19 protein-coding genes and 1 pseudogene are annotated in these 20,545 nt (G+C 51.0%); 14 read left to right on the top strand and 6 right to left on the bottom strand.

The features are described 5' to 3' along the window. Positions 1-13 precede the first annotated feature (13 nt). The 6 genes from EFBL_RS00535 (at position 14) to EFBL_RS00510 (ending at position 7,387) form a co-directional block, all read left to right on the top strand. Entirely contained in the window at positions 14-766 is a 753-nt protein-coding gene (locus EFBL_RS00535; RefSeq protein WP_096180177.1) for a GspMb/PilO family protein, read from the top strand. Positions 767-796: 30 nt separating this feature from the next. Then, a complete protein-coding gene (locus EFBL_RS00530; RefSeq protein WP_096180176.1) occupies positions 797-2,455 on the top strand; it encodes a GspE/PulE family protein in 1,659 nt (552 codons plus the stop codon). A gap of 15 nt (positions 2,456-2,470) precedes the next feature. Further along, a complete protein-coding gene (locus EFBL_RS00525; protein WP_096180175.1) occupies positions 2,471-3,523 on the top strand; it encodes a type IV pilus twitching motility protein PilT in 1,053 nt (350 codons plus the stop codon). A gap of 166 nt (positions 3,524-3,689) precedes the next feature. Further along, positions 3,690-5,429, top strand: a complete 1,740-nt coding sequence (locus EFBL_RS00520; protein WP_165912565.1) for a putative bifunctional diguanylate cyclase/phosphodiesterase — start codon at positions 3,690-3,692, stop codon at positions 5,427-5,429. Between the two features lie 151 nt (positions 5,430-5,580). After that, entirely contained in the window at positions 5,581-6,648 is a 1,068-nt protein-coding gene (locus tag EFBL_RS00515) for a phosphotransferase family protein (RefSeq protein WP_424955037.1), read from the top strand. Between the two features lie 10 nt (positions 6,649-6,658). Continuing rightward, positions 6,659-7,387 (top strand): 2-phosphosulfolactate phosphatase, encoded by a 729-nt coding sequence (locus EFBL_RS00510; RefSeq protein ID WP_165912564.1) that lies wholly within the window; start codon positions 6,659-6,661, stop codon positions 7,385-7,387. A gap of 54 nt (positions 7,388-7,441) precedes the next feature. On the opposite strand, the gene EFBL_RS21040 is transcribed toward EFBL_RS00510, so the two are convergent. The 3 genes and pseudogenes from EFBL_RS21040 to EFBL_RS00500 all read right to left on the bottom strand — a co-directional run bounded on the left by EFBL_RS21040 (position 7,442) and on the right by EFBL_RS00500 (position 9,906). After that, positions 7,442-8,518 (bottom strand): acetate/propionate family kinase, encoded by a 1,077-nt coding sequence (locus tag EFBL_RS21040; protein WP_231705627.1) that lies wholly within the window; start codon positions 8,516-8,518, stop codon positions 7,442-7,444. A 108-nt stretch (positions 8,519-8,626) separates the two neighbouring features. After that, positions 8,627-9,175: pseudogene (pduL, locus tag EFBL_RS21035) on the bottom strand (phosphate propanoyltransferase); the annotation flags it as partial. A gap of 350 nt (positions 9,176-9,525) precedes the next feature. Further along, a complete protein-coding gene (locus EFBL_RS00500; protein ID WP_096180169.1) occupies positions 9,526-9,906 on the bottom strand; it encodes a DoxX family protein in 381 nt (126 codons plus the stop codon). Positions 9,907-10,081: 175 nt separating this feature from the next. On the opposite strand from EFBL_RS00500, the gene EFBL_RS00495 reads away from it, so the two are divergent. Both EFBL_RS00495 and EFBL_RS00490 read left to right on the top strand, forming a co-directional pair. After that, positions 10,082-11,149 carry an HAD family hydrolase gene (locus EFBL_RS00495; RefSeq protein ID WP_165912563.1) on the top strand — a complete coding sequence of 356 codons (1,068 nt, stop codon included), beginning with the start codon at positions 10,082-10,084 and terminating at the stop codon, positions 11,147-11,149. A 43-nt stretch (positions 11,150-11,192) separates the two neighbouring features. After that, positions 11,193-11,987: a metallophosphoesterase family protein gene (locus tag EFBL_RS00490; protein WP_096180167.1), complete on the top strand. Its 795-nt coding sequence runs from the start codon at positions 11,193-11,195 to the stop codon at positions 11,985-11,987. On the opposite strand, the gene EFBL_RS00485 is transcribed toward EFBL_RS00490, so the two are convergent. Continuing rightward, the gene (locus EFBL_RS00485) at positions 11,921-13,090 is read right to left on the bottom strand and encodes a THUMP domain-containing class I SAM-dependent RNA methyltransferase (RefSeq protein ID WP_096180166.1); all 1,170 of its coding nucleotides are present in this window, start codon (positions 13,088-13,090) and stop codon (positions 11,921-11,923) included. The genes EFBL_RS00490 and EFBL_RS00485 overlap by 67 nt on opposite strands. Positions 13,091-13,495: 405 nt before the next feature. Here EFBL_RS00485 and coxB point away from each other — a divergent pair, with 405 nt between their 5' ends. From coxB to EFBL_RS00460, 5 genes are all read left to right on the top strand, one after another. Beyond that, positions 13,496-14,419 carry a cytochrome c oxidase subunit II gene (gene coxB, locus EFBL_RS00480; protein ID WP_096180164.1) on the top strand — a complete coding sequence of 308 codons (924 nt, stop codon included), beginning with the start codon at positions 13,496-13,498 and terminating at the stop codon, positions 14,417-14,419. A 31-nt stretch (positions 14,420-14,450) separates the two neighbouring features. After that, complete coding sequence (gene ctaD, locus EFBL_RS00475) at positions 14,451-16,100, top strand: cytochrome c oxidase subunit I (RefSeq protein WP_096180163.1); 1,650 nt, start codon at positions 14,451-14,453, stop codon at positions 16,098-16,100. Between the two features lie 288 nt (positions 16,101-16,388). Next, positions 16,389-17,195 (top strand): COX15/CtaA family protein, encoded by an 807-nt coding sequence (locus tag EFBL_RS00470; RefSeq protein WP_165912562.1) that lies wholly within the window; start codon positions 16,389-16,391, stop codon positions 17,193-17,195. A gap of 12 nt (positions 17,196-17,207) precedes the next feature. Beyond that, on the top strand, positions 17,208-18,161 hold the full coding sequence (cyoE, locus tag EFBL_RS00465) for a heme o synthase (RefSeq protein WP_096180160.1): 954 nt from the start codon (positions 17,208-17,210) through the stop codon (positions 18,159-18,161). A 33-nt stretch (positions 18,162-18,194) separates the two neighbouring features. Then, positions 18,195-18,827: a hypothetical protein gene (locus EFBL_RS00460; protein WP_096180159.1), complete on the top strand. Its 633-nt coding sequence runs from the start codon at positions 18,195-18,197 to the stop codon at positions 18,825-18,827. 203 nt (positions 18,828-19,030) lie between these two features. Here the strand turns inward: EFBL_RS00460 and EFBL_RS00455 are convergent, their stop codons facing one another. Then, positions 19,031-19,702 (bottom strand): TVP38/TMEM64 family protein, encoded by a 672-nt coding sequence (locus tag EFBL_RS00455; protein WP_096180157.1) that lies wholly within the window; start codon positions 19,700-19,702, stop codon positions 19,031-19,033. A gap of 2 nt (positions 19,703-19,704) precedes the next feature. Beyond that, positions 19,705-20,154 (bottom strand): YlbF/YmcA family competence regulator, encoded by a 450-nt coding sequence (locus EFBL_RS00450; protein WP_165912561.1) that lies wholly within the window; start codon positions 20,152-20,154, stop codon positions 19,705-19,707. A gap of 125 nt (positions 20,155-20,279) precedes the next feature. Here EFBL_RS00450 and EFBL_RS00445 point away from each other — a divergent pair, with 125 nt between their 5' ends. Beyond that, complete coding sequence (locus EFBL_RS00445; RefSeq protein ID WP_096180155.1) at positions 20,280-20,501, top strand: hypothetical protein; 222 nt, start codon at positions 20,280-20,282, stop codon at positions 20,499-20,501. Positions 20,502-20,545 lie beyond the last annotated feature (44 nt).

The following is a 20,545-nucleotide window of genomic DNA, read 5'->3' as shown; positions in this document are numbered from 1 at the left end:
AAGGAAGGACAGGATGTTATCGTCTCTCACATTTCCACAGAAAATCGTACTCCTGCTGTCGGGTTGCCTGTTCCTGTCTGGTGGGGCTTTTGGATATCTGTCCTGGCAGAAGGAAAAAGCTGCCTCAGAAATAAAAGGACAAGCGGACGCTGTATCCCAACAGGTTACCCGACTGCAGCAAAAGATCCAGCAGAAAGTGGAAACCCCGGATTGGAAAAAACTGGGGCGAGCGATCCCAAAGGATTGGGAAATGCCATTGTTTTTCGCTGATTTGACTTTGGCCGCCAAGGACAGCCAAGTGACGCTGGTGAGTGTAACCCCGGCGATAACGAAAGACGAACCCACCGACAAAAAATCTGAGACCAGCACCCAAAATGGGTCTGCCAATAATTCCAAGCAGGGGAACAAGAAAGAAACAGCCTTGGCCAGTCCCCCACCTGAACTAGCGGGGATTCAATCTTTGGAAATAACGGTTTCTGCAGAAGGGAAGCCGGAGGACCTGATACAGTTCCTGGACAGGCTTCAACAGATGCAGAGGTTGATCTGGATCAATGAGTATAACGTTTGTTTTTGTAAGGACCGTGCGGCCGGTGGGTCTAACAGCGGAGGGACTAAGCAATCGTCCGGTAAAGGGGCGATGCCCAAGCTTGATTTGAAGCTGTCACTTTATTCCCATTCCCCGTGGAACAACGATGAGGCAAATACGATTGAGTGGCCGCTCCCCATTGAACCGGCCGGTAATGAACGGGCATTTGGAAGACCCTAATGGAATTGGCTGCAAAGAGAGGGCATCGATATGACACGTAAACGTCTGGGAGACCTGTTGCTGGAGTTCGGTCTGGTCACGAAGGACCAACTGGATCAGGCCCTTGCGGAACAGAAAGTGACTGGCCAGCCCCTGGGGGAAGTGTTGATCCAGAGGGGCGCCATTTCGGAGGATCAATTGATTGAAGTCATGGAGTTTCAACTGGGTGTGCCCCATGTGAACCTGGAACAATATGAGGTGGATCGCTCCATCGTTGATCTTGTGCCGGAAGAATTGGCCCGCCGTTACAAGGTATTGCCTGTCAAACGCCGGGGCAATCGTTTGACATTGGCCATGATTGATCCGATGGACTATTACGCCATCGATGACATCCAAATGACTACCGGCTTGCAGATCGATCCGGTTATTGCGACAAGGGACAGCATACAAAAAGCGTTTACCCATTACTACAGTTTGAAGAAATCAATTTCCGAAGTACTGGAAGATATTCATCCGGAAGAAATCGACGAAAGCCAGGTTCGTGGGGAAGATGCGCCGATTGTACGCATGGTCAACCAGTTGATCGAAGATGCGGTGGACAAGCGGGCGAGCGATATCCATTTTGACTCGCAGCGGGCCGGTGTGGTGGTGCGTTTCCGGATTGACGGCATCCTGATGAACCAGATGCGGCTGCCCAAACACATGCAGCCGGTGCTTACCGCCAGGATCAAGATCATGGCCAACCTGAACATCGCGGAACGGCGGTTGCCGCAGGATGGCCGTATCCAATTGCAGGTTCGGGGACGCACCGTTGACGTTCGGGTTGCTACCCTGCCTACGATTTTCGGAGAGAAAATCGTGCTGCGGCTGCTTGATATGAAGAATGCCATCACGCGGATCGACAGGCTCGGGTTCTCGGAGATAAACGAAAAAACCTTCATGAGAATGGTCAATTCGGCTCATGGAATCGTGCTCGTGACAGGACCTACGGGAAGCGGGAAAACTTCGACCCTCTATGCGGCGCTTCATCACCTGAATACGGAAAGACAGAACCTGATCACGATCGAAGATCCGGTCGAGTACCAACTTGACGGGATCAACCAGGTGCAGGTGAATCCGGCCATCGGTCTCACCTTTGCCGCGGGTCTCCGCTCCATTCTCCGGGAAGACCCGAATATTATCATGATCGGGGAAATCCGGGACATGGAAACGGCGGAGATTGCATTTCGGGCAGCGTTGACAGGCCACCTGGTGCTGTCCACCCTGCATACCAATGATGCTGCCAGCGCCGTGACCCGACTGCTGGATATGGGCCTGGAATCCTACCTGATTGCTTCCACCATGCGGGGAGTGGTGGCGCAAAGATTGGTTCGCCGGATTTGTACCGACTGCAAGGTGTCCTATGTTCCCCATGCGGAAGAGGCGGCTGTGCTGGAGAAACACGGTGTGCATGCCGACAAACTGTGGCGGGGGAGCGGCTGCGCCCTGTGCAACCGGACCGGCTACCGGGGGCGGCTGGCCATCCAGGAAGTACTGCCGTTTGACGAGGAACTCCGCACCCTGGTTACCCAACATCATCCCATCGATACATACAGGAATTGGGCCAGGAAACAGGGTTTCAGAACCATGCTGGAAGACGGTTTGGACAAAGCGGTGCAAGGTCTCACAACAATGGAGGAAGTGTTCCAGGTTGTCATTTCGGATGAGTGAGAAAGCGGGGATCATATGAAGAAAATTGACTCATTGCTGCGGGAAACTGTAGAAAGGAAAGCTTCGGATCTGCACGTGTCCGTTGGGATTCCCCCTTATCTGAGAATTGACGGACGGCTGGTGCCGATGGGACATCCGGCATTGTCCGTGGAAGATTGCGCTTCCCTCGCGAAAGAGCTGCTGGGGGAAGAAGCGTGGATAACGTTTGCCGAGACGGGCGAATACGATACCTCTTATTCCGTTCCCGGATTGGCCCGCTTCCGGGTCAACGTGTTCAGGCAGCGGGGAACGGTCTCCATGGCCCTTCGCGTCATTGCATTCGGGATTCCCACCATGGACACTTTGGGGCTGCCGCCGGTAACGCATGAAATCATCAAACGGCCCTACGGCCTGATTCTGGTGACAGGGCCCACCGGCAGCGGAAAATCCACGACGCTGGCGGCGATGATCAATGAGATGAACCGGACCATGGAGCGTCATGTCATCACCTTGGAAGATCCCATCGAATACCTTCACAATCATAATCGAAGCATTGTAGTACAACGGGAGATCGGATTGGACACGGCCAGTTTTTCAACAGGGCTGCGGGCAGCCCTGCGGGAAGATCCCGATGTGATCCAAATCGGGGAAATGCGGGACCTGGAGACGATTTCCACAGCCATTACAGCGGCGGAGACCGGGCATCTGGTACTGGCCACGCTGCACACGCCGGATGCGGCCCAGACCATCGACCGGATCATTGATGCATTCCCGGCCAACCAGCATGCGCAAATCCGTCTTCAATTGTCCAATGTCCTGGTTGCCATCTACGCGCAGCGGTTGCTTAAACAAAGGAACGGCAACGGCCGGGTGGCCGCCATTGAGGTTCTTGTCAACATCCCGGCGGTGGCCAATCTCATCCGTCAAGAGAAGGTGCATCAGATCAAGAACATCATCCAAACCGGGGCCCGGTATGGGATGCAAACGATGGAGCAGGCTGTCGACAGGCTGATCCGGGAAGGGAAGGTAGATCCCCGGGATTGTGAAAGTCTGATGTTGGAGCTGCGCCAATCCAATATACCCTTCTAGCCGGAACCGGCATTCTTGACAAAATTCTTACAACAAACAGACAGTTTATTGAAAAATGTAAGATTATGTATTATTCCGGTTGACCCTCATTTATAATAAACGTCAGGTAAAGAGTGATACAAATTCTCTTGAGCCGTATACCATCGGCGGAAAGGGCATTTATTCAGTGAACCGGTCAACAGCCAATACACGACATTTTAAATGTAATATTGTCGACGCGGTTTTCAGCATTACCAACGAGGGAATTGTCATTACTGACAGTCAAACCCATATCCTGTCGGTCAACCGTGCTTTCACTTTGATTACCGGGTATCAGGCGGATGAAGTGATCGGGAAGAAGCCGAGCATCCTGAAGTCCGGCCTGCATAATGATCAATTCTACAGCAATATGTGGAATTCAATTACCCGTCACGGGTATTGGGAAGGCGAAATCTGGAACCGCCGGAAAAACGGGGAATTCTACCCGGAGTGGCTTGCTATTCAAGCCGTGTGGAATGACCGGAATGAGGTCGTCAACTATGTGGGTGTGCTGGGCGACATCAGCCATTTCATTTCGGTATTTTCCGATATCACCGAACAGAAGCAATATGAGAAACGTCTTGAGTATCTGGCTGATCATGATGCGCTCACCGGTCTGCCAAACCGGCACCTGTTTAACAAACAACTGAAGGACACGGTTCTGCTTGCCCGGGAATTGGACAGCATGTTTGCCATTCTGTTTCTCGATTTGGACAGATTCAAGTGGGTCAATGACACGCTGGGGCACCACGCAGGCGATCTGTTTCTGCGTGAAGTGGCAATACGGCTGGTCAAATCACTGCCGCACAACGACATGGTTGCTCGGCTTGGCGGGGACGAATTTGTTGTCATTCTAAATGACATTCAATCGGAACAGGACGCCGTTGGAGTGGCGCAAAATCTCCTGGAGGCACTCAGCCGGCCCTTTGTGCTTGAGGAGAATGAGATCCACATAACGGCCAGCATCGGCATCAGTATCTACCCAAAGGATGGACGGACAGAAGAGGTCCTGATCCGCAATGCGGACCGGGCCATGTACAATTCCAAGAAGATAGGAAATACCTGTCTCCTTTACAGCCCGGACATTGAAGAAGCCTATTCCCAGCGGATGCTGCTGGAGTACGAACTGTACAAAGCACTGGAACGGGAAGAGTTTGAGATTTACTACCAACCCCAGATCTGCCTGCAAACCGACATTCTTATCGGAGTGGAAGCGTTAATCCGCTGGAAGCATCCCGTCAAAGGGATGATTCCCCCGGGGGAGTTCATACCGGTTGCCGAAGAAACGGGACTCATTGTGCCCATCGGGGAATGGGTTCTCCGCAATGCGTGCAGGCAAGCCAAAGCCTGGCAGAATCAGGGTTTCCCGCCCATCTGCATGAAGGTCAATCTGTCGCTGAGACAGACCCGGCAGGAGGGTTTCGTTGAAACAGTTAAACAAATCCTGAATGAAACGCAACTGGACCCTAAGTTTCTGGAACTGGAACTAACGGAGAGCATCGCTTTGAACGATCCGCTTCAGGTTATACAACTGCTGCATAATCTCAAGGGGTTGGGCATCCGGGTCTCGATTGACGATTTCGGTACCGGCTATTCATCCTTATCGTATTTAAAACAGTTTCCCATAGATACAATCAAGGTGGACAAATCCTTTATCAAGGACGTCCCGCACGGATCCAAGGATTCCGCCCTGGTGAAAGCCATCATTGCAATGGCGCACGGTCTGGGGCTGGAAGTGGTGGCGGAGGGCGTTGAAACGGACAGCCAACTGGAGTTTCTCCGGCAACACAATGCCAATGTTGCTCAGGGCTTTCTTTTCAGCAAACCGGTTCATGCGGAAGAAATTGAAGGAGTCTGGCTGAGAAGAATGAAGACCGTTTTGGAATAAACGAGGAGACGGGGTGCTCAACGCACTCCTTTTTCAATTCATATTGAAAATTTCAACAATTAGACTAGAATAGAACCATGACATACCGTCCGATCAGTCGGGAACCATCCTCTGGCAGGCGGACGTGAAAAACGTTGGGGAGTGAGCGGAGATGGCAAGAGCATTGAAAGACACCATACCGGTGCGTCCCGGAGAGGAACTGGACATACAAGCGGTTGAGAGATTCCTGCGGGAGCGGATTGAAGATCTTCCGCATGCTCCTTTGGAAGTGGAGCAGTTTCCCTCGGGGCATTCCAATCTGACCTATCTGCTTCGCTGCGGCGAATGGGAAGCGGTGCTGCGGCGGCCTCCTTTTGGCCAGGTGGCGCCGAAGGCCCACGACATGGAGCGGGAAAGCCGGATTCTGTCGCTGGTTCATAACGTGTTTCCACTCGCTCCAAAGCCCTATGTGTTTTGCGATGACGTATCCGTTCTTGGCGCGCCATTCTATGTCATGGAACGGCGAAAGGGAATCGTTCTTGACAGCAAATGGCCGCAGGGAGTCGACAATTCGCCGGAGACTTGCCGACGTGTATCCGAGCTTGTTGTGGATACGCTTGTAGAGTTGCATTCCATTGATTGGAAAGCGTCAGGGCTTGCTTCCATCGGCAAACCGGACGGGTTCATGCAGCGTCAGGTGGAGGGGTGGGTTGGACGCTACGAACGTTCAAAGACGGATGACATACCGGTAGTGGAAACAACCGCCAGGTGGATGATGGACAACATCCCGGCATCGCCGCAGGCAACAATTGTGCATAATGATTTCAAGTTGAACAATATGATCTTCTCCGCTGACGGCCTGTCGAAGGTGGTGGCAGTACTGGACTGGGAGATGACAACGATCGGCGATCCTTTGTCAGACGTGGCCATTGCCGTAAGCTACTGGGATGAACCGGGTGACGCCGATTCCCTGCGCAGCGGTTTCACTTCTGTTACTTCCACTCCAGGTTTCATTACACGCCATGAGTTTATTGAGATGTATGCAGCGAAAAGCGGGCGGGACATTGCTTCCATGGATTTCTACCTTACCTACGCCTATTTCAAAGTGGCTGTCATTTGCCAGCAGATCTATTTTCGCTGGAAGAAAGGGCTGACACAAGACCCGCGTTTTGAGCGCCTTGGCAAGGTAACGGAAAGCTTGATGCATCATGCCTATCGAATTGCCACACAGGGTTTCTGAGGTGGCATCGATGCGGAAAATTCATGTGGTCCTCCGGAAAGAAGACATTGATGAAGAAAAAATCAGCCACTGCATTGCTGTAGTGTTTGATGTGCTATTTGCGACCTCCAGCATAGCGACAGCCCTTCACCACGGTGCCAGGGAAGTCATTCCGGCATTCAACAGTGAAGAAGCGTTGGAGAAGGCGGGCCAGCTGGAAGAGGGGACATTCATTCTGGCAGGGGAGAAGGATGGGTTCCCTATTGATGGGTTTCACCAGCCAAGCCCCATTGCCATGATGGACGATTGTATTAAAGGGAAGACGGTGATCTATTCCACTACCAACGGAACGGTGGCAGTACGGCGGTCGGAGAGGGCGAAGGCCTTGTATGCATCATCCCTGCTGAACGGGGAAGCGGTGGCGGAGCGGATTCTGGAGCATAAAGGTGAAGAGTCGGTGGTACTGGTCTGCTCCGGTTCGAAAGGGTCTTTTTGTTTGGAAGATTTCTACGGGGCGGGTTACCAGATCGACCAGCTGCTGCGCAAACAGGAAGAAGGATGGATCCTGACCGATGCGGCGAAAGCAGCCTATGGTTTCTATGTGAATTATCCCGGATCGGACGAAGAATGCCTGCAGGGCACAAGGGTAGGCAAATTCATTTCGATGCTGGGGATGGATGAGGCCACTTTTTTCGCGGCCCAAAAAGGAGTTCTACCGGTTGTGCCCCGTTTGGAAAACGGGAGACTGATTGCCGGATGACAGGAAAGCCCTAAGGGACGAACCGGGAGTTCTTTCCTTAGGGCTTTTGTGAAGTTATTGTGCAGCAGATGCCGGTGTGGATCCGGCCACGGTGATCCAGTAGGCGTCACGAGCCATGATGATTTCTTCGTTTGTCGGGATGACAAGCACTTTCACAGGGGAAAATTTGCTCGAGATCATGCGTTCTCCTTCACTTTCCCAGTTTGCTTTCGGGTCGAGGTAGACACCTGCGTATTCAAGTCCCAGGCAGATTTTCTCCCGGATTTCAGGACTGTTCTCGCCGATTCCAGCTGTAAAGATCAAGGCGTCGGCCCCGTTCAGCCGAGCCAGATAAAGTCCGATATATTTGTGCAATTTCACCACATACAGATCAAGTGCCAACTGGGCACGCCTGTCTCCTTCTTTCGCTTTTTTCAGCAGGACCCGCACATCGTTGCTGATTCCGGAAATTCCCAGCAAGCCGCTCTTGGTGTTGAGGATATCGATAACTTCTTCTGTTGTTTCCAGACCTTCAAGTTGCTGCATGTAGGGGATGATGCCCGGGTCGATATTGCCGCTTCGGGTGCCCATGGTCAGACCGGCCAGCGGGGTCATGCCCATGGAAGTGTCATAAGACTCTCCATTGCGGATAGCGGTGATACTGACGCCATTTCCGATGTGGCAACTGATTAACCGCAGTTTCTCTGCGGGGATCTCAAGGATCTGTTCCGCCCGTTCCATCACATACCTGTGGCTCATGCCGTGGAAGCCGTACTTCCGGATTTTGTGTTTCTCGTAATATTCATATGGAATGGCGTACAGATACGAGGTTGGCGGCATTGTCTGGTGAAAGCTGGTATCAAATACTGCAATTTGCGGTATTTCCGGATACTGTTCCAATGCTGCCTGTACACCCTCCAGATTGACCGGATTGTGCAAGGGAGCCAGATGGCCGATGCTTTCGACCTGGCGGATCACTTCATCCGTGATTTTGACAGAATGCGGGAACAGGTCAGCGCCGTGGACGATCCGGTGGGCGATAATATCGATTTGATTTCCCACTTGTGCAAAAATCGGGTCCAAGGTATCTTTTAGGGGCTGGTCTTTGGTACGTGTCAGATTTCCCTGCATTCTGATTTTTTCCGAAGGCATGTCAAACAGTTTGTACTTGACCGAACTGCTTCCGCAGTTAAGGACCAGCACCTTCTGCTGCTTAAAGGTGCCCAGTTCATGAGTTTCGTCCACCGAGATGACTTTGACAATATCTCCGGTACGCAATCCGGAAGCATTGGCCTCATCGGTGTCAATATGGAACTCCAGTCGGTAATTGGGATGCACACGACAAAGCACATTTTCCAGAATCACCTGGCGCTCTCCGCTAGTTCGAACAGCGACCAGATCTTTGTCTTTGACGCCCAATTCGTCGGCATCAGAGGGATGCAGATGCAAATGACGGTAGGGAAGGATCACGCCCTTGTCGAGGTTGATACTGCCTTTCGGACCCGTTACCACAATGCCGGGAGTGCCCTCAATGTCTCCGGAGTCCCGAACCGGCGGGTCAATGCCCAATACAAAAGAATCGGTCTTGGAAATTTCCAGTTGGGAGTAGGAACGAAGCGGACCCAGTACCCGGATGTTCGGAATGCTCCCTTTTGGTCCTGTAACTGTAACCGTTTCTTTATATGCAAATTGCCCCGGTTGACGCAGGGGTTTTAATTTTTCAAAGGAATGGCCCTTGCCAAACAGGATGTCTGCATGTTCTTGTGTCAAATGAATGTGACGGCCTGATACTCCAACAGGTACTCGCATGTTTGTTCACCCTTAGTAGTGTTGGTATTGTGCAACAATTTGATTCGTCGGGATGGAATCATTCTCCTCTCCCCATTATTATGGAAAATATAGGCGGGAGCAACAGGGGGGATCTTAAAAAAGTATGAAGATTTCCCGGTCGATCATTAAATCTTGAAATGCTTTTAAATCGGGCTTTTAAATCAGAAGTTGAGTTATGTAAACTTGTGTGGTAAACTGTTATCAGAAACCATTTTTGTTTCTTCTCCTCTTACTATGTGACGAACCGGATAACTCTCCGGTTTCTTTTTTTTGTTTATGGAGTGCAACAAAAAAACCCGTACCAAATGGTACGGGCAAACCAAACAAAATTAGAAAGAGAACTCTCCGGCGCCAATCAGTGTAACACCCAGTACAACCGCGATCAGAACGAGGTTGTACTCGTATCCATTGTTTGTTGCCCAAAGACCGTTGCTGCCATGCACCTTAAGAATGGCGACCAACATGGCGCCAATCAGCAGGACGGCCGCCACGGGAAGAAAGAGCCCGGCTGCAAACAACAGGCCTCCGACAAGTTCGGCCAGCCCCGCCAAAATAACCATCGGTACCCCCGGTTTAATACCGATCGACTCCATCCAACCGGCTGTCCCTTTGATTCCATAGCCGCCAAACCAGCCAAACAGCTTCTGCGCGCCATGGCCTGCAAACAATAGTCCCACTACCAACCGAATCACCAGTAAACCTGCATTCATTACGAATCCTCTCCTTTTCAAAAATGAATGATTAATACTTACTTTATAATAGTATATTACAATACGTTAGTATTATATGCAAGCCCCATGCAAAAAATGATTGAAAAAAGAATTTTTCTAAAGCGGGGAAACAATGTATGATGGAAAGAAAGACAATTGGAGTGGAGGAAAGACAGTGAGGTACACGACGGTATTGTTTGATGTGGACGGTGTTATGCTGGGAGAAGATACATATTTTAACGCCACTTCGCAAACCATTCATGAACTGATCGTTACAGAACGTTTCTTGGGCACTGCCGCCACGGAACCGAATCCGGATCGTGAACGGCTGGCGGAGATTCGCCGGCAGGTGCTGGGGCCAAGGGACGAAGTGCTTGATTTCCTGAAAGGGCGTGGGGTGAACAGCAACTGGGACATGGTGTATTTGATGGTTTCCCATTCCCTTTTGAAAAATTTGGCCCGTGCGGAAGACAAGAGTTGGGTGCAGGACTTGTTGACCCGGGGGATCACGCTGGCAGATTTTCCGGAGATCCGTCAAAGGGTTGGGGTGAAACCGGCGTTCGCCGACTTTACGAAAGATTTTCCCGAGCATCTGGAGAAGCATCAATTTTTGCAGTATTTGAACCGGTTTGCCCTCGAATGGGCGGGAGTGGAAACCGGATCCTTCGGACGCACCAGCCAGCTTTGGGAAGAGACAAGACAGATTTTTCAGGAATTCTATCTTGGAGACGGACACGCAAAACCCGGTTATCTGGACAGAGAAGAGCCTATTGTACCGGGTGAAGAACTGCAAGCACTGCTCGCCAGGCTGACGGACCTTGGGCTGGTGCTTGGAATTGGAACAGGACGGCCCCGGAAAGAAACGTTGATACCTTTGGGAGCGCTGGGAGTGTTGAAATATATTCCGGAGGAACGCATTGCCACCGCTTCCACCGTACTGGAAGCAGAGGCGGAAACATCGATTGCGCCACTGGCCAAGCCGCATCCTTTCTCTTATCTGCGGGCTTTGCGCGGGGCAGAGCCATCGCATGCAGAGATCCTGAAAGAGGTTCTTCCTTTGAACCGTCCCGATGTGCTGATCGTAGGGGATTCGCTGGCGGATCTGCTGGCGGCCCGTGCTCTTGGCGCTTCCTTTGCCGCAACTCTGACAGGCCATGAAAGAGAGCGTGCACGGGGGATGTTTGAAGCCCACGGAGCCGACCACATTTTGCGGGATGTTCGGGACTTGGCGGCGTTGTTTTGAATAAAGTTTCCGGACGTTATGGATTCGGACAGGAGGGTGTCTGGTGAGAGTAGCGTTTCTTTCGGATATTCACGGCAATGCGGTGGCCCTGGAGGCAGTGCTTGCCGATATTCAAAGCAAGAATGTTGACAGAATCGTTGTCCTCGGCGATATCGCCTATCGTGGGCCGGAACCCAAACGGTCGGTCGAGATGGTCAAAAATTTGAACACGGAAGTAATCAAAGGCAATGCGGATGAATGGACTGTCCGCGGCGTAAGGGAAGGGGAAGTCCCCGCCCCTATGCTGGAGATGATGAACCGGGAAAGGGAATGGGCAGTTCAACGTCTGGATCAGTCGGATCTGGATTATCTGAAGGAACTGCCTGCGGAACTGACATTCAACCTTACGGATGCCGTGAGGGTTCATGCGTTTCATGCAACTCCGGAAAGTTTGTTTGAAGTGGTGATGCCGGATCAACCGGCCAATCTGCTGCAGGACAAGCTGATGAAGCAAGAAAATTCTTCGTTGTATGTTTATGCTCACATCCACCTTCCCTACGTGCGTTATCTTAACGGGAAGTGTCTTGTGAACATTGGCAGCGTGGGGTTGCCCTTTGACGGTATGCCCAAGGCATCCTATGCTTTGGTGGAGGCCGCCGAAGACCGTTATTCGGTAACGATTGAACGGGTGCCGTACGATTTGGAGCGTGTGGTATCTCAATATAACGATGGAAACTATCCAAACCTGGAGACGATGGCAAGGGTGATCCGGCAGGCGGTGAGTCCGTTTACTCATGCTTCGGAGTCTCCTGTATCAGATGCTTCTTTCTTGCGCGGGGGCAAGGGCCCTAAGTATTGATACAGATGGCACTCAATCCGGCCATTGTAGAGCTTGCGGCGCTTATCCGCTTCTTTTTCAAAAAGCTTTTCAAAACCCTTGTGGGACGTCAGAACAAAGAACGACCAGGTATCGTGGAGACTGGCCACATATCCGAGATCGCTGTAGAGGTCTTCCACTTCCTGCCGTTCGCCGAGCCGTTCTCCGTAGGGGGGATTGGTGATCATACAGCCATACAATTCGTCCATCTGGAACTCTTCGGCAGGCGCGGCTCGAAACTCGATGACATCGCCGAAGCCAGCTTCCTTGGCGTGGAAACGGGCTGTCGGAATCACGCTTTTGTTGATGTCGGACCCGTAGATTTTAAGAGGCAGATCCCATTTTGCAAGCTCCCGGGCCTCGATTCTTGCTTGCCGCCAGATACCTTCCGACAGGGTAGGCCAGGATTCCGATGAAAATTCCCGGTTCAACCCGGGAGCAATATTTCGTCCGATAAGCGCAGCTTCAATCGGAATGGTACCTGAACCGCAGCAAGGATCCGCCAAGATGCGGTCGGGGTTCCATCTGCTGAGGAGAATGATGCCTGCAGCCAGTGTTTCCTTGATGGGAGCTTCCACCGGGAGGGTTCTATATCCCCGTTTGTGCAAGCCGGCTCCGCTGGTATCGATTGTCAGAGTGGCAATATCATTGCGCAGCGCAACTTCAATTGCGAATAAAGGACCGGTTTCCTCAAATCGTTCAACGCAGTAGGATTGTTTCAACCGTTCAACGACGGCTTTTTTTACGATTGACTGACAGGCGGGAACGCTCGCCAACTTTGATTTAACCGATCTTCCTTCAACCGGGAACACGGCATCTTCCGGCAGCCAATCGGCCCAAGGCAATGATTTGGTTTGTTCGAACAATTCCTCGAAAGTTGTGGCACGAAACTCCCCAATCTTCAACACGACCCGGTCGGCGGAACGGAGCCAGAGATTGCAACGGGCGATGGCCGCTTCGTCTGCTGCAAACGTTACTTTTCCGTTTTCCACCGTTAAATCTTCATACCCCAGCTGTTTCAGTTCCCTGGCCACAACCGATTCCAACCCCATGGGAGCAGTGGCGATCAATTCAATTCGACTCATATAGGTGCTCCGTTCCAAAAATGGTTTCCCTATGTATTCTAACCTAAACTTGCATTATTTTCACAACATCGTGAAGGGGATCAGGGTTTTTACGAAATAATAACAGATATAATTGGATAATTCTTCTAAAAATGAGCGATTATTGGCTAAAATGTGTCAAAAAAGTGACGTTTTGAAAAAACTGCCGGATAAGAATTCAACAAATTATGATGAAAAACTACTTCCATTATCGTAAAATAGGATGTAGCTTGCAGGATGCCGTCCTATTTCAGGGGATTCAGACGTATAATCGTCACAAACAAAACTCGATAGGGGTGCGAGAGGAGGAGAAAGGTTCCGGAGCCAGTCCCATTTCGGCAACAAAATTGTTGAAAAAAATTCAAATCTGATATAGGAGGGAAAAACGTGCCTACGAATTGGCTGCCAGAGTCCATTAATATTATCGGAAAACAGGTGGACTCGCTTTTTGTGCTTATTTTTGGCATATCCCTGGTTGCTTTCATTCTGGTAGAATTCTTGCTTATTTTCTTCCTGATCAAGTACAAGCGCACGAAGCAAAACCAGGAGGGTCTTGCCGTACACGGCAACACCAAGCTTGAAATCATTTGGACATTGGTTCCTGCACTGATTCTAGTTGGTCTTGGGATCTACAGTACTCAAATGACCTATGACATTCAGAAAGCTTCGGCTGCTGACGCTTATGAGATTGAGGTCATCGGTCGGAAATGGTCCTGGGAGTTCAAGTATCCCAATGGCGCTTCTACCATCAACAAGTTTATGGTTCCGGAAGGAAAGGACGTTGTACTGAAGGTGACTTCCGTTGACGTGATTCACAGTCTCTGGATTCCGGATGCCCGCCTCAAGCAGGATGCTGTTCCCGGAAGGGAGACGGTCATACCGCTTGGCAAACTGCAGGGCGGCAAAGAGTATCCGGTTATCTGTGCGGAATACTGCGGAACCGCCCACACCAAGATGCTTGCAACCATGACGGTTGGCAAGGAAGACGAGTTCAACAAGTTCCTGGCTGATGCAAAGAAGGCTTCGGAAGAGGGACCGCAAGCAGGGGAAAAGCTTGCCATGCAGAGTTGCCTGTCCTGTCACTCCATCGACGGTTCCAAGTCTGCCGGTCCGTCCTGGAAGGGGTTGTACGGGTCCGAGAAGAAGCTGACGAACGGTCAGATGGTGAAAGTGGACGACGAATATATCAAGGAATCGATTACGAATCCGGGAGCGAAAGTTCCGGAAGGATATTCTCCGATGCCGCCTGTTGCCAAGTTTGACGAGAAGCAACTCAAGTCGATCACCGAATATATCAAGACTCTGAAGTAATCAATCAATTCTGAGAGGAGTGAGCAGGTTCATGGCTACTGCTGCAGTTGCGGGAACCGTGCGCCCCAAATCGTTCTGGCGTGATTGGGTGCTGACGGTTGACCATAAAAAAATCGGTATTATGTACGCAGTTACCGGTTTATTCTTTCTGATCTTTGGCGGTCTTGCCGCTTTGGCCATCCGTACCCAGTTGGCAATGCCTGGGGCCGAGGTGCTGAAACCTGATTCTTTTAACCAATTCTTTACGATGCATGGGACGATCATGATCTTCCTGTTCGTGATTCCTATGCTTGCGGGTGCTTTTGCCAACTATCTGGTGCCCATTATGGTGGGGGCTCAAGATATGGCCTTCCCGCGGATGAATGCCTTGAGCTACTGGCTGTATCTCCTGGGCGGTATAGGCTTGATGATCAGCCCTTTGTTGGGGGCCATGCCGGATGTGGGTTGGACAGCTTATCCGCCCTACAGTATTGAATCCAAGGGGATAGGACTTGATCTCTGGGTAACCGGGGTCCATATTCTCGGTCTTTCCTCCATTCTTGGTGCAATCAACACCATCGTAACAATTTTCAACATGCGGGCACCGGGCATGACCCTGAACAGAATGCCTCTGTTTGTATGGGCGATGTTGGTAACTTCTTTCATTCAGTTGTTCGGTGTGCCGGCTTTGGCAGGCGCAGTGACCACCCTGCTGTTTGACCGTCATCTGGGAACCGTCTTCTACAGCGTGGCTGCAGGCGGTGACCCGATGCTTTATCAGCATCTGTTCTGGTTCTACTCTCACCCGGCGGTTTACGTAATGGTAATCCCGGCAATGGGGATCGTGTCCGAGATCATTCCGGTATTCTCCCGGAAACCGATTTTTGGTTACCATGCAATCGCTTACTCTTCGGTAACCATCGGTTTGCTTGGCTTCCTTGTATGGGCGCACCACATGTTCGTTGCGGGCATGCAGGTAGAAGCGGGGATTCCGTTCATGGTTACCTCGTTGATCATTGCGGTGCCCACGGCGATTAAAATCTTTAACTGGCTGTCCACTCTGTGGAAGGGCTCCATACAGTTTACAACACCGTTACTATTCTCTGCTTTTGGTTTTATCTTCCTGTTTGCCATCGGCGGTCTGTCCGGTCTGTTCCTGGCAGCAGTTCCGATTGACATTCACCTGCACGACACCTATTTTGTTGTGGGTCACTTCCACTATGTAGTGTTCGGCGGAACCATGATGGCGATCATCGCAGGTTTGTTCTACTGGTATCCGAAAGCAACAGGGCGCATGTACAATGAGAAACTGGGCATCTGGACTTTCTGGATTTACTTCTTCGGCACAAACCTGACGTTCTTCCCGATGTTCCTGGCCGGATATCTGGGAATGCAACGGCGGGTATACGACTATATCCATACTCCGGAGATGTTCCTGTGGAACAAGCTGGCAACTGCAGGTTCTTTTATCATTGGATTTGCAACGATTCTGGTGTTCTACAACATTCTTGTTTCCCTTTGGAAGGGTGCCAAGGCTGAAGCGAATCCGTGGGGAGCGCAAACTCTCGAGTGGACCGTTTCCTCGCCACCGCCGGAGCACAACTTCCATGAAATTCCTGTTGTTACGGCTTATCCGTACAACTTCGGGGTTTCCGGGAAAGACCACAAGCGTTTCTCTGATGACGACGCCGTAAGAGTATAAAGATTTTTCGGTGCACAAAAAATTTTGGGTCCCCATCATAACACTCGGCATATGCTTCGAAGCTTCCAGGATGCAGCTAAGCGGCGAGCCGCTAAGTCGAATTTTAGATGGACCCGTTTAAGGAGGGTAGGAAGAATGTTAAGCCGTCTGCCTTTGCTCACAACTGTTTCAACGTATGTCCTGATCATTCTCGGGGTTCTGGTGGTTGGATTCGACGCGGGGCTTGCCTGTTCGGACTGGCCGCTTTGAAACGGCAGAATTGTCCCTCCGTTGGAGGGTATCATTCTGGTGGAGTTCACACATCGGACATTTTCTTCGTTAACTGGCATCTTGATTCTGGTCAATGCTGTTGTATTATGGAAACAAAATCGAACAGATCGTCTGGTGAGGATTCTTTCCGTTATGTCGGTTGTCCTGTTGGTTCTGGTCGGAGTGATGGGCGGCGTTAACGTTCTGCATAAACTGCCCTCCGGCCTGACGGCGATCGATATGAGTTTTGCCCTGTTACTGCTTGCAGTTCTTGTGATTCTGACAGCCAAGGCAAGAAGCAAGGATGGGTCCGTTCGTGCAGGTTCCATGCAGCGGAGCAAGGTGCAGCAGCCGCCGGTACAAGCAATGTACAAACCTGCGCTGTTCACATCTGCCGCTGTATACCTGGAGTCGGTGATCGGGGGATTTTTCAAGCACAGCAGTGCTTCCCACACTTATGTTCATCCGGAAACACCGCTTGCCAACGAACTGATCACTACCTTTAAGACAGCTGAACTGGTTATGTACGTTCACATGTTTTCGGCGTTTCTGGTTGTGCTGTCGCTGTTCTGGTTGTTGGTTTACGCCAGGAGATGCAAGGTGTATTGCCGGCAAACCCTGACATTGCTGATTCTGTTGGGACTGCAAGGATTTCTTGGATTTTTCTCGCTGATCACGAAGCTTGAATTGCTGACAACAACAGTCCATATGGCTGTAGCAGCCATGATGCTCTGGATCAGCACGGAAATCGCTTGCCGGATCAAGTTTGCCAAAGCGCCTTCAGCAGCAGACTTGCAAGATAATGGTAGAATTCCGCTAAGCCGGACGGTTGTAACTAACGGATAGGGGGTATATCGGATGGAACAACAACTGTCATATGCAGCTTCGACAAACCGTGCCATGGAGCCGGGGCCCTTTTCCGAACTAAACCGGACGGGAACTTGGCGTGATTATGTAACGGTAACAAAATTGGGGATTACGGTCGGCAACATGATTGCCGTTTTTGCGGGGTATTGGTTGGGCACGAAAACGGCCATCAAAGCCGGAATGATCCCGTCCTTGGACATCTGGACGATGATTGTGGCGATGGTTGGAACCGCTCTTGTCATTATGGCGGGTACCAGCCTGAACAACTATATTGACCGGGATCTGGACCAGCAGATGGAGCGGACACGCAAGCGTCCGTCCGCCACAGGTGCGTTGACACCCCGAAAAGTATTGATTTTTGGGTTTGTGTTGGCGATTCTGGGCACTTCAATGCTGCTTTTTGTTAATGTATTGACAGCAGTCCTGGGATTGGCCGGACTCTTCGTGTACGTGGTTGTTTATACCCTGTGGCTGAAACGGACCTCCACGCTCAGTACCGTAATTGGGGGCATTTCAGGCGCTATCCCGCCGATTATGGGATATGCGGCCGCTTCCAATACGTTGGATGCCAGCGCATGGGCTGTCTTTGCCTTCATGTTGTTGTGGCAGCCGCCTCACACCCTGGCATTGGCCATACGCCGGGTAGAAGATTACCGTGCCGCCAACATTCCATTGTTGCCGGTGGTTCGTGGTTTTGAAGCGACCAAGCGTCAATCTTTGCGTTATGTGGCGGCCATGGTGCCGGTTACCTTCATTCTGTACGGCTTGGGTACCGTTGGCTTCAGTTATTTGATTGCTGCCGTAGTTTTGGGAATCGGATACCTATATATCTCCGTTGAGGCGTTTTATGCCAAGGATGACATGAAGTGGGCAAAGAAGAGCTTTGTATACTCTCTGTTCTATTTGATTACGTTGTTTGTCATGATGATCGTGAGCGCGAACTGAAGATCTTCGATTGATTGAAAGGAGTGACTTTCATTGGCCATGCAACATCATCAAATCCATATGCCGGAGCCGGGTCCGGGTGCAAAGGACAACGGTCAGCTTGCCGCCTGGCTCGCGCTGGTTTCTTATACCTTCTTCCTGGCAACATTCGTTGCGGCAAATGTCTATCTTCGCGGCTGGCGCCCCGACAAGTTCGGCGTCAATTTGCCCGGTGACGTAACCAACCTGCACTATCTCAGCACGGCTGTACTGATTCTTACCGGTATTGTATTGTTGGTTGCCGGAATTCTGTTCCGAAACAGCGAATACAAAAAATTTGTCGGAACCATGGGGATTGGGGCCGTACTGTACTCCGCCTACCTGGTCATGCAGATTCAGCTTTTGGTAAAGTACGTTAAGCAGGGGGCTGCCATCGCGACAATCAATGCCACAATCACCGGTTTCGAGATTCTGATTACCTTGACCAGTTTGGCATTGATCGCTGCCGTCGGTTGGTATGGGGACTCCAAGAACGGAAAGGTCTTGCGTCGGCTGGTGCCGGGTGCAATGGCTGTATGGATGTACGCTGTTGTTGTCGGAATTACTGTGATGATTGTAACTGATGTAGTTTCCATCTCCGAGTTCGCAGAATGGTGCGGTACACGGATCAAGGAAATTGTGAAATAACGGGAGGGATATCGAATGGGAATGATCATGTTTGCCTTGGGGCTGTTTGCTTTCACGGGACTCCTGGGACTGATTTTCTGGTATTCTTCCTCGATGACCACAAAGGAATAAGCTCGGCGATTGCCCGAGTGTGCAATCTGGTACAAACGAGATAGCGGCACTGAGAGTGCCGCTATTTTTGCGTTGGGGGCTGGATGGCTCTTCTACGACTCCTCCTGCTGCAATTCTTGCTGAAGCTGCCGCTTGCGCATGTAAAGGAAAGCGGCCACGGTTATGACAAGAAAATAGGTTCCAAAGATGAGGAACGACATCATTTTGTTTTCCGACAGGGTGCTGCCTGCCAGGTTAAACACCAGGTTGGCCGGGAGTTTTCCCAAAGTCGTCGCCAGCAGGAAGGTAAACCAGGAAACCAGACTGACACCGGACAGAATATTGACCGCCTGGGATGGAACCACCGGTACCAACCGGACGAACAAAATACTGGCAAAGGCGTTTTTTTCAAAGATGGATTCGTATTCCTTCACTTTTGGATATTTGGCCAGCTGCACTTGTGCCCAATCCCTGAATCCGAAGCGGGACATCAGGAACATAACCATGGCGCCGAAGATGGCACCCGCCAGGGTAATGGCAGTGCCCATCATGGCACCAAACACACCGCCCACAACACCTGCGACAATGACAAAAGGAACAACGGGGAAAAAGGCGGTTATGGCAACAAACACAATGCTTACGGCTATCGATAAGGAACCGCCGGCCCGGATCAATCCCAGAAAGAGATCTTTCTGCCAGTATCCGACAGCAATAATCGCAATAAACGTGAAGATTGTAAAGAGTTTCTTGACCACCTTTTTCCCCTCGCTTTTCTCAAGATGCATTCTTAATGGCTCTTGCAGCCGCCTCCGCAGCCTCCGCCGCAACCGCCTCCGGAGGATTCCTCAAAGATTTCAGCCTTGACGTCCGGTGACAATGTATTGATAATGGTGCGGGTAATGCCCTGCAGCAGATCGTTCAATTCCTCCTGATAAACTTTGTATTCTTCCACCAGGGGAATCTCGGAAATTTGCCGCAAAACTTCGTCATATTCGCGCTTGGCCTGGACTGAAGCCGGGTGATCATACCCATAGCGAAGCGACGTTTTGGAATACTTATTGCGTTTGGCTTTGGCCACAAACACAAGCGCTTGCGCATCCGGGTGGCGATTCAATTTATCTTCGGCTTGCTGAAAACGGGCGAATGTATCGGTTGACCGGATCATATGAACCAGCTGCTCCGCTTTCTGCAATATGCGTACACGATGTCCAGAACCCATGGGGGTTCGATCCTCCATTCGCAGGCACCTCCTCATAAAAAATCCTGTCAAATAAAAGGATATAATGACATTATAACCGAAATCCTAACCGATTGATATTTCCTTTCTTTAGTGAACCCGTGCGGATAAAGGGGGATGCGGGGTTGGAAACTTTGGAACAAGGGATTCGCCGGATTGCACTCGACATGAGAAATGCGATGGGAGAAAGATATCCGGAGGAGGATTTCATCGAATTGGTGACGTCCGCGATGAGCCACACGAGTCCCGCACCCAAGAATGCGGAGGAAGCGGATGCCCTTGCACGGGAAGCGATCCAATACATGGAGGACTACCGGAAGGGACATGCCAAGTCAATTCAATATTAATGCGGTTTTTTGGTATCATCAAAAACAGGACATCCATTTTCGGA

This window comes from Effusibacillus lacus (assembly GCF_002335525.1).
GTDB classification, from domain to species: domain Bacteria; phylum Bacillota; class Bacilli; order Tumebacillales; family Effusibacillaceae; genus Effusibacillus; species Effusibacillus lacus.
The sequence above is the reverse complement of the archived record's forward strand: the minus strand, read 5'-3'. Positions and strand labels throughout refer to the sequence as shown.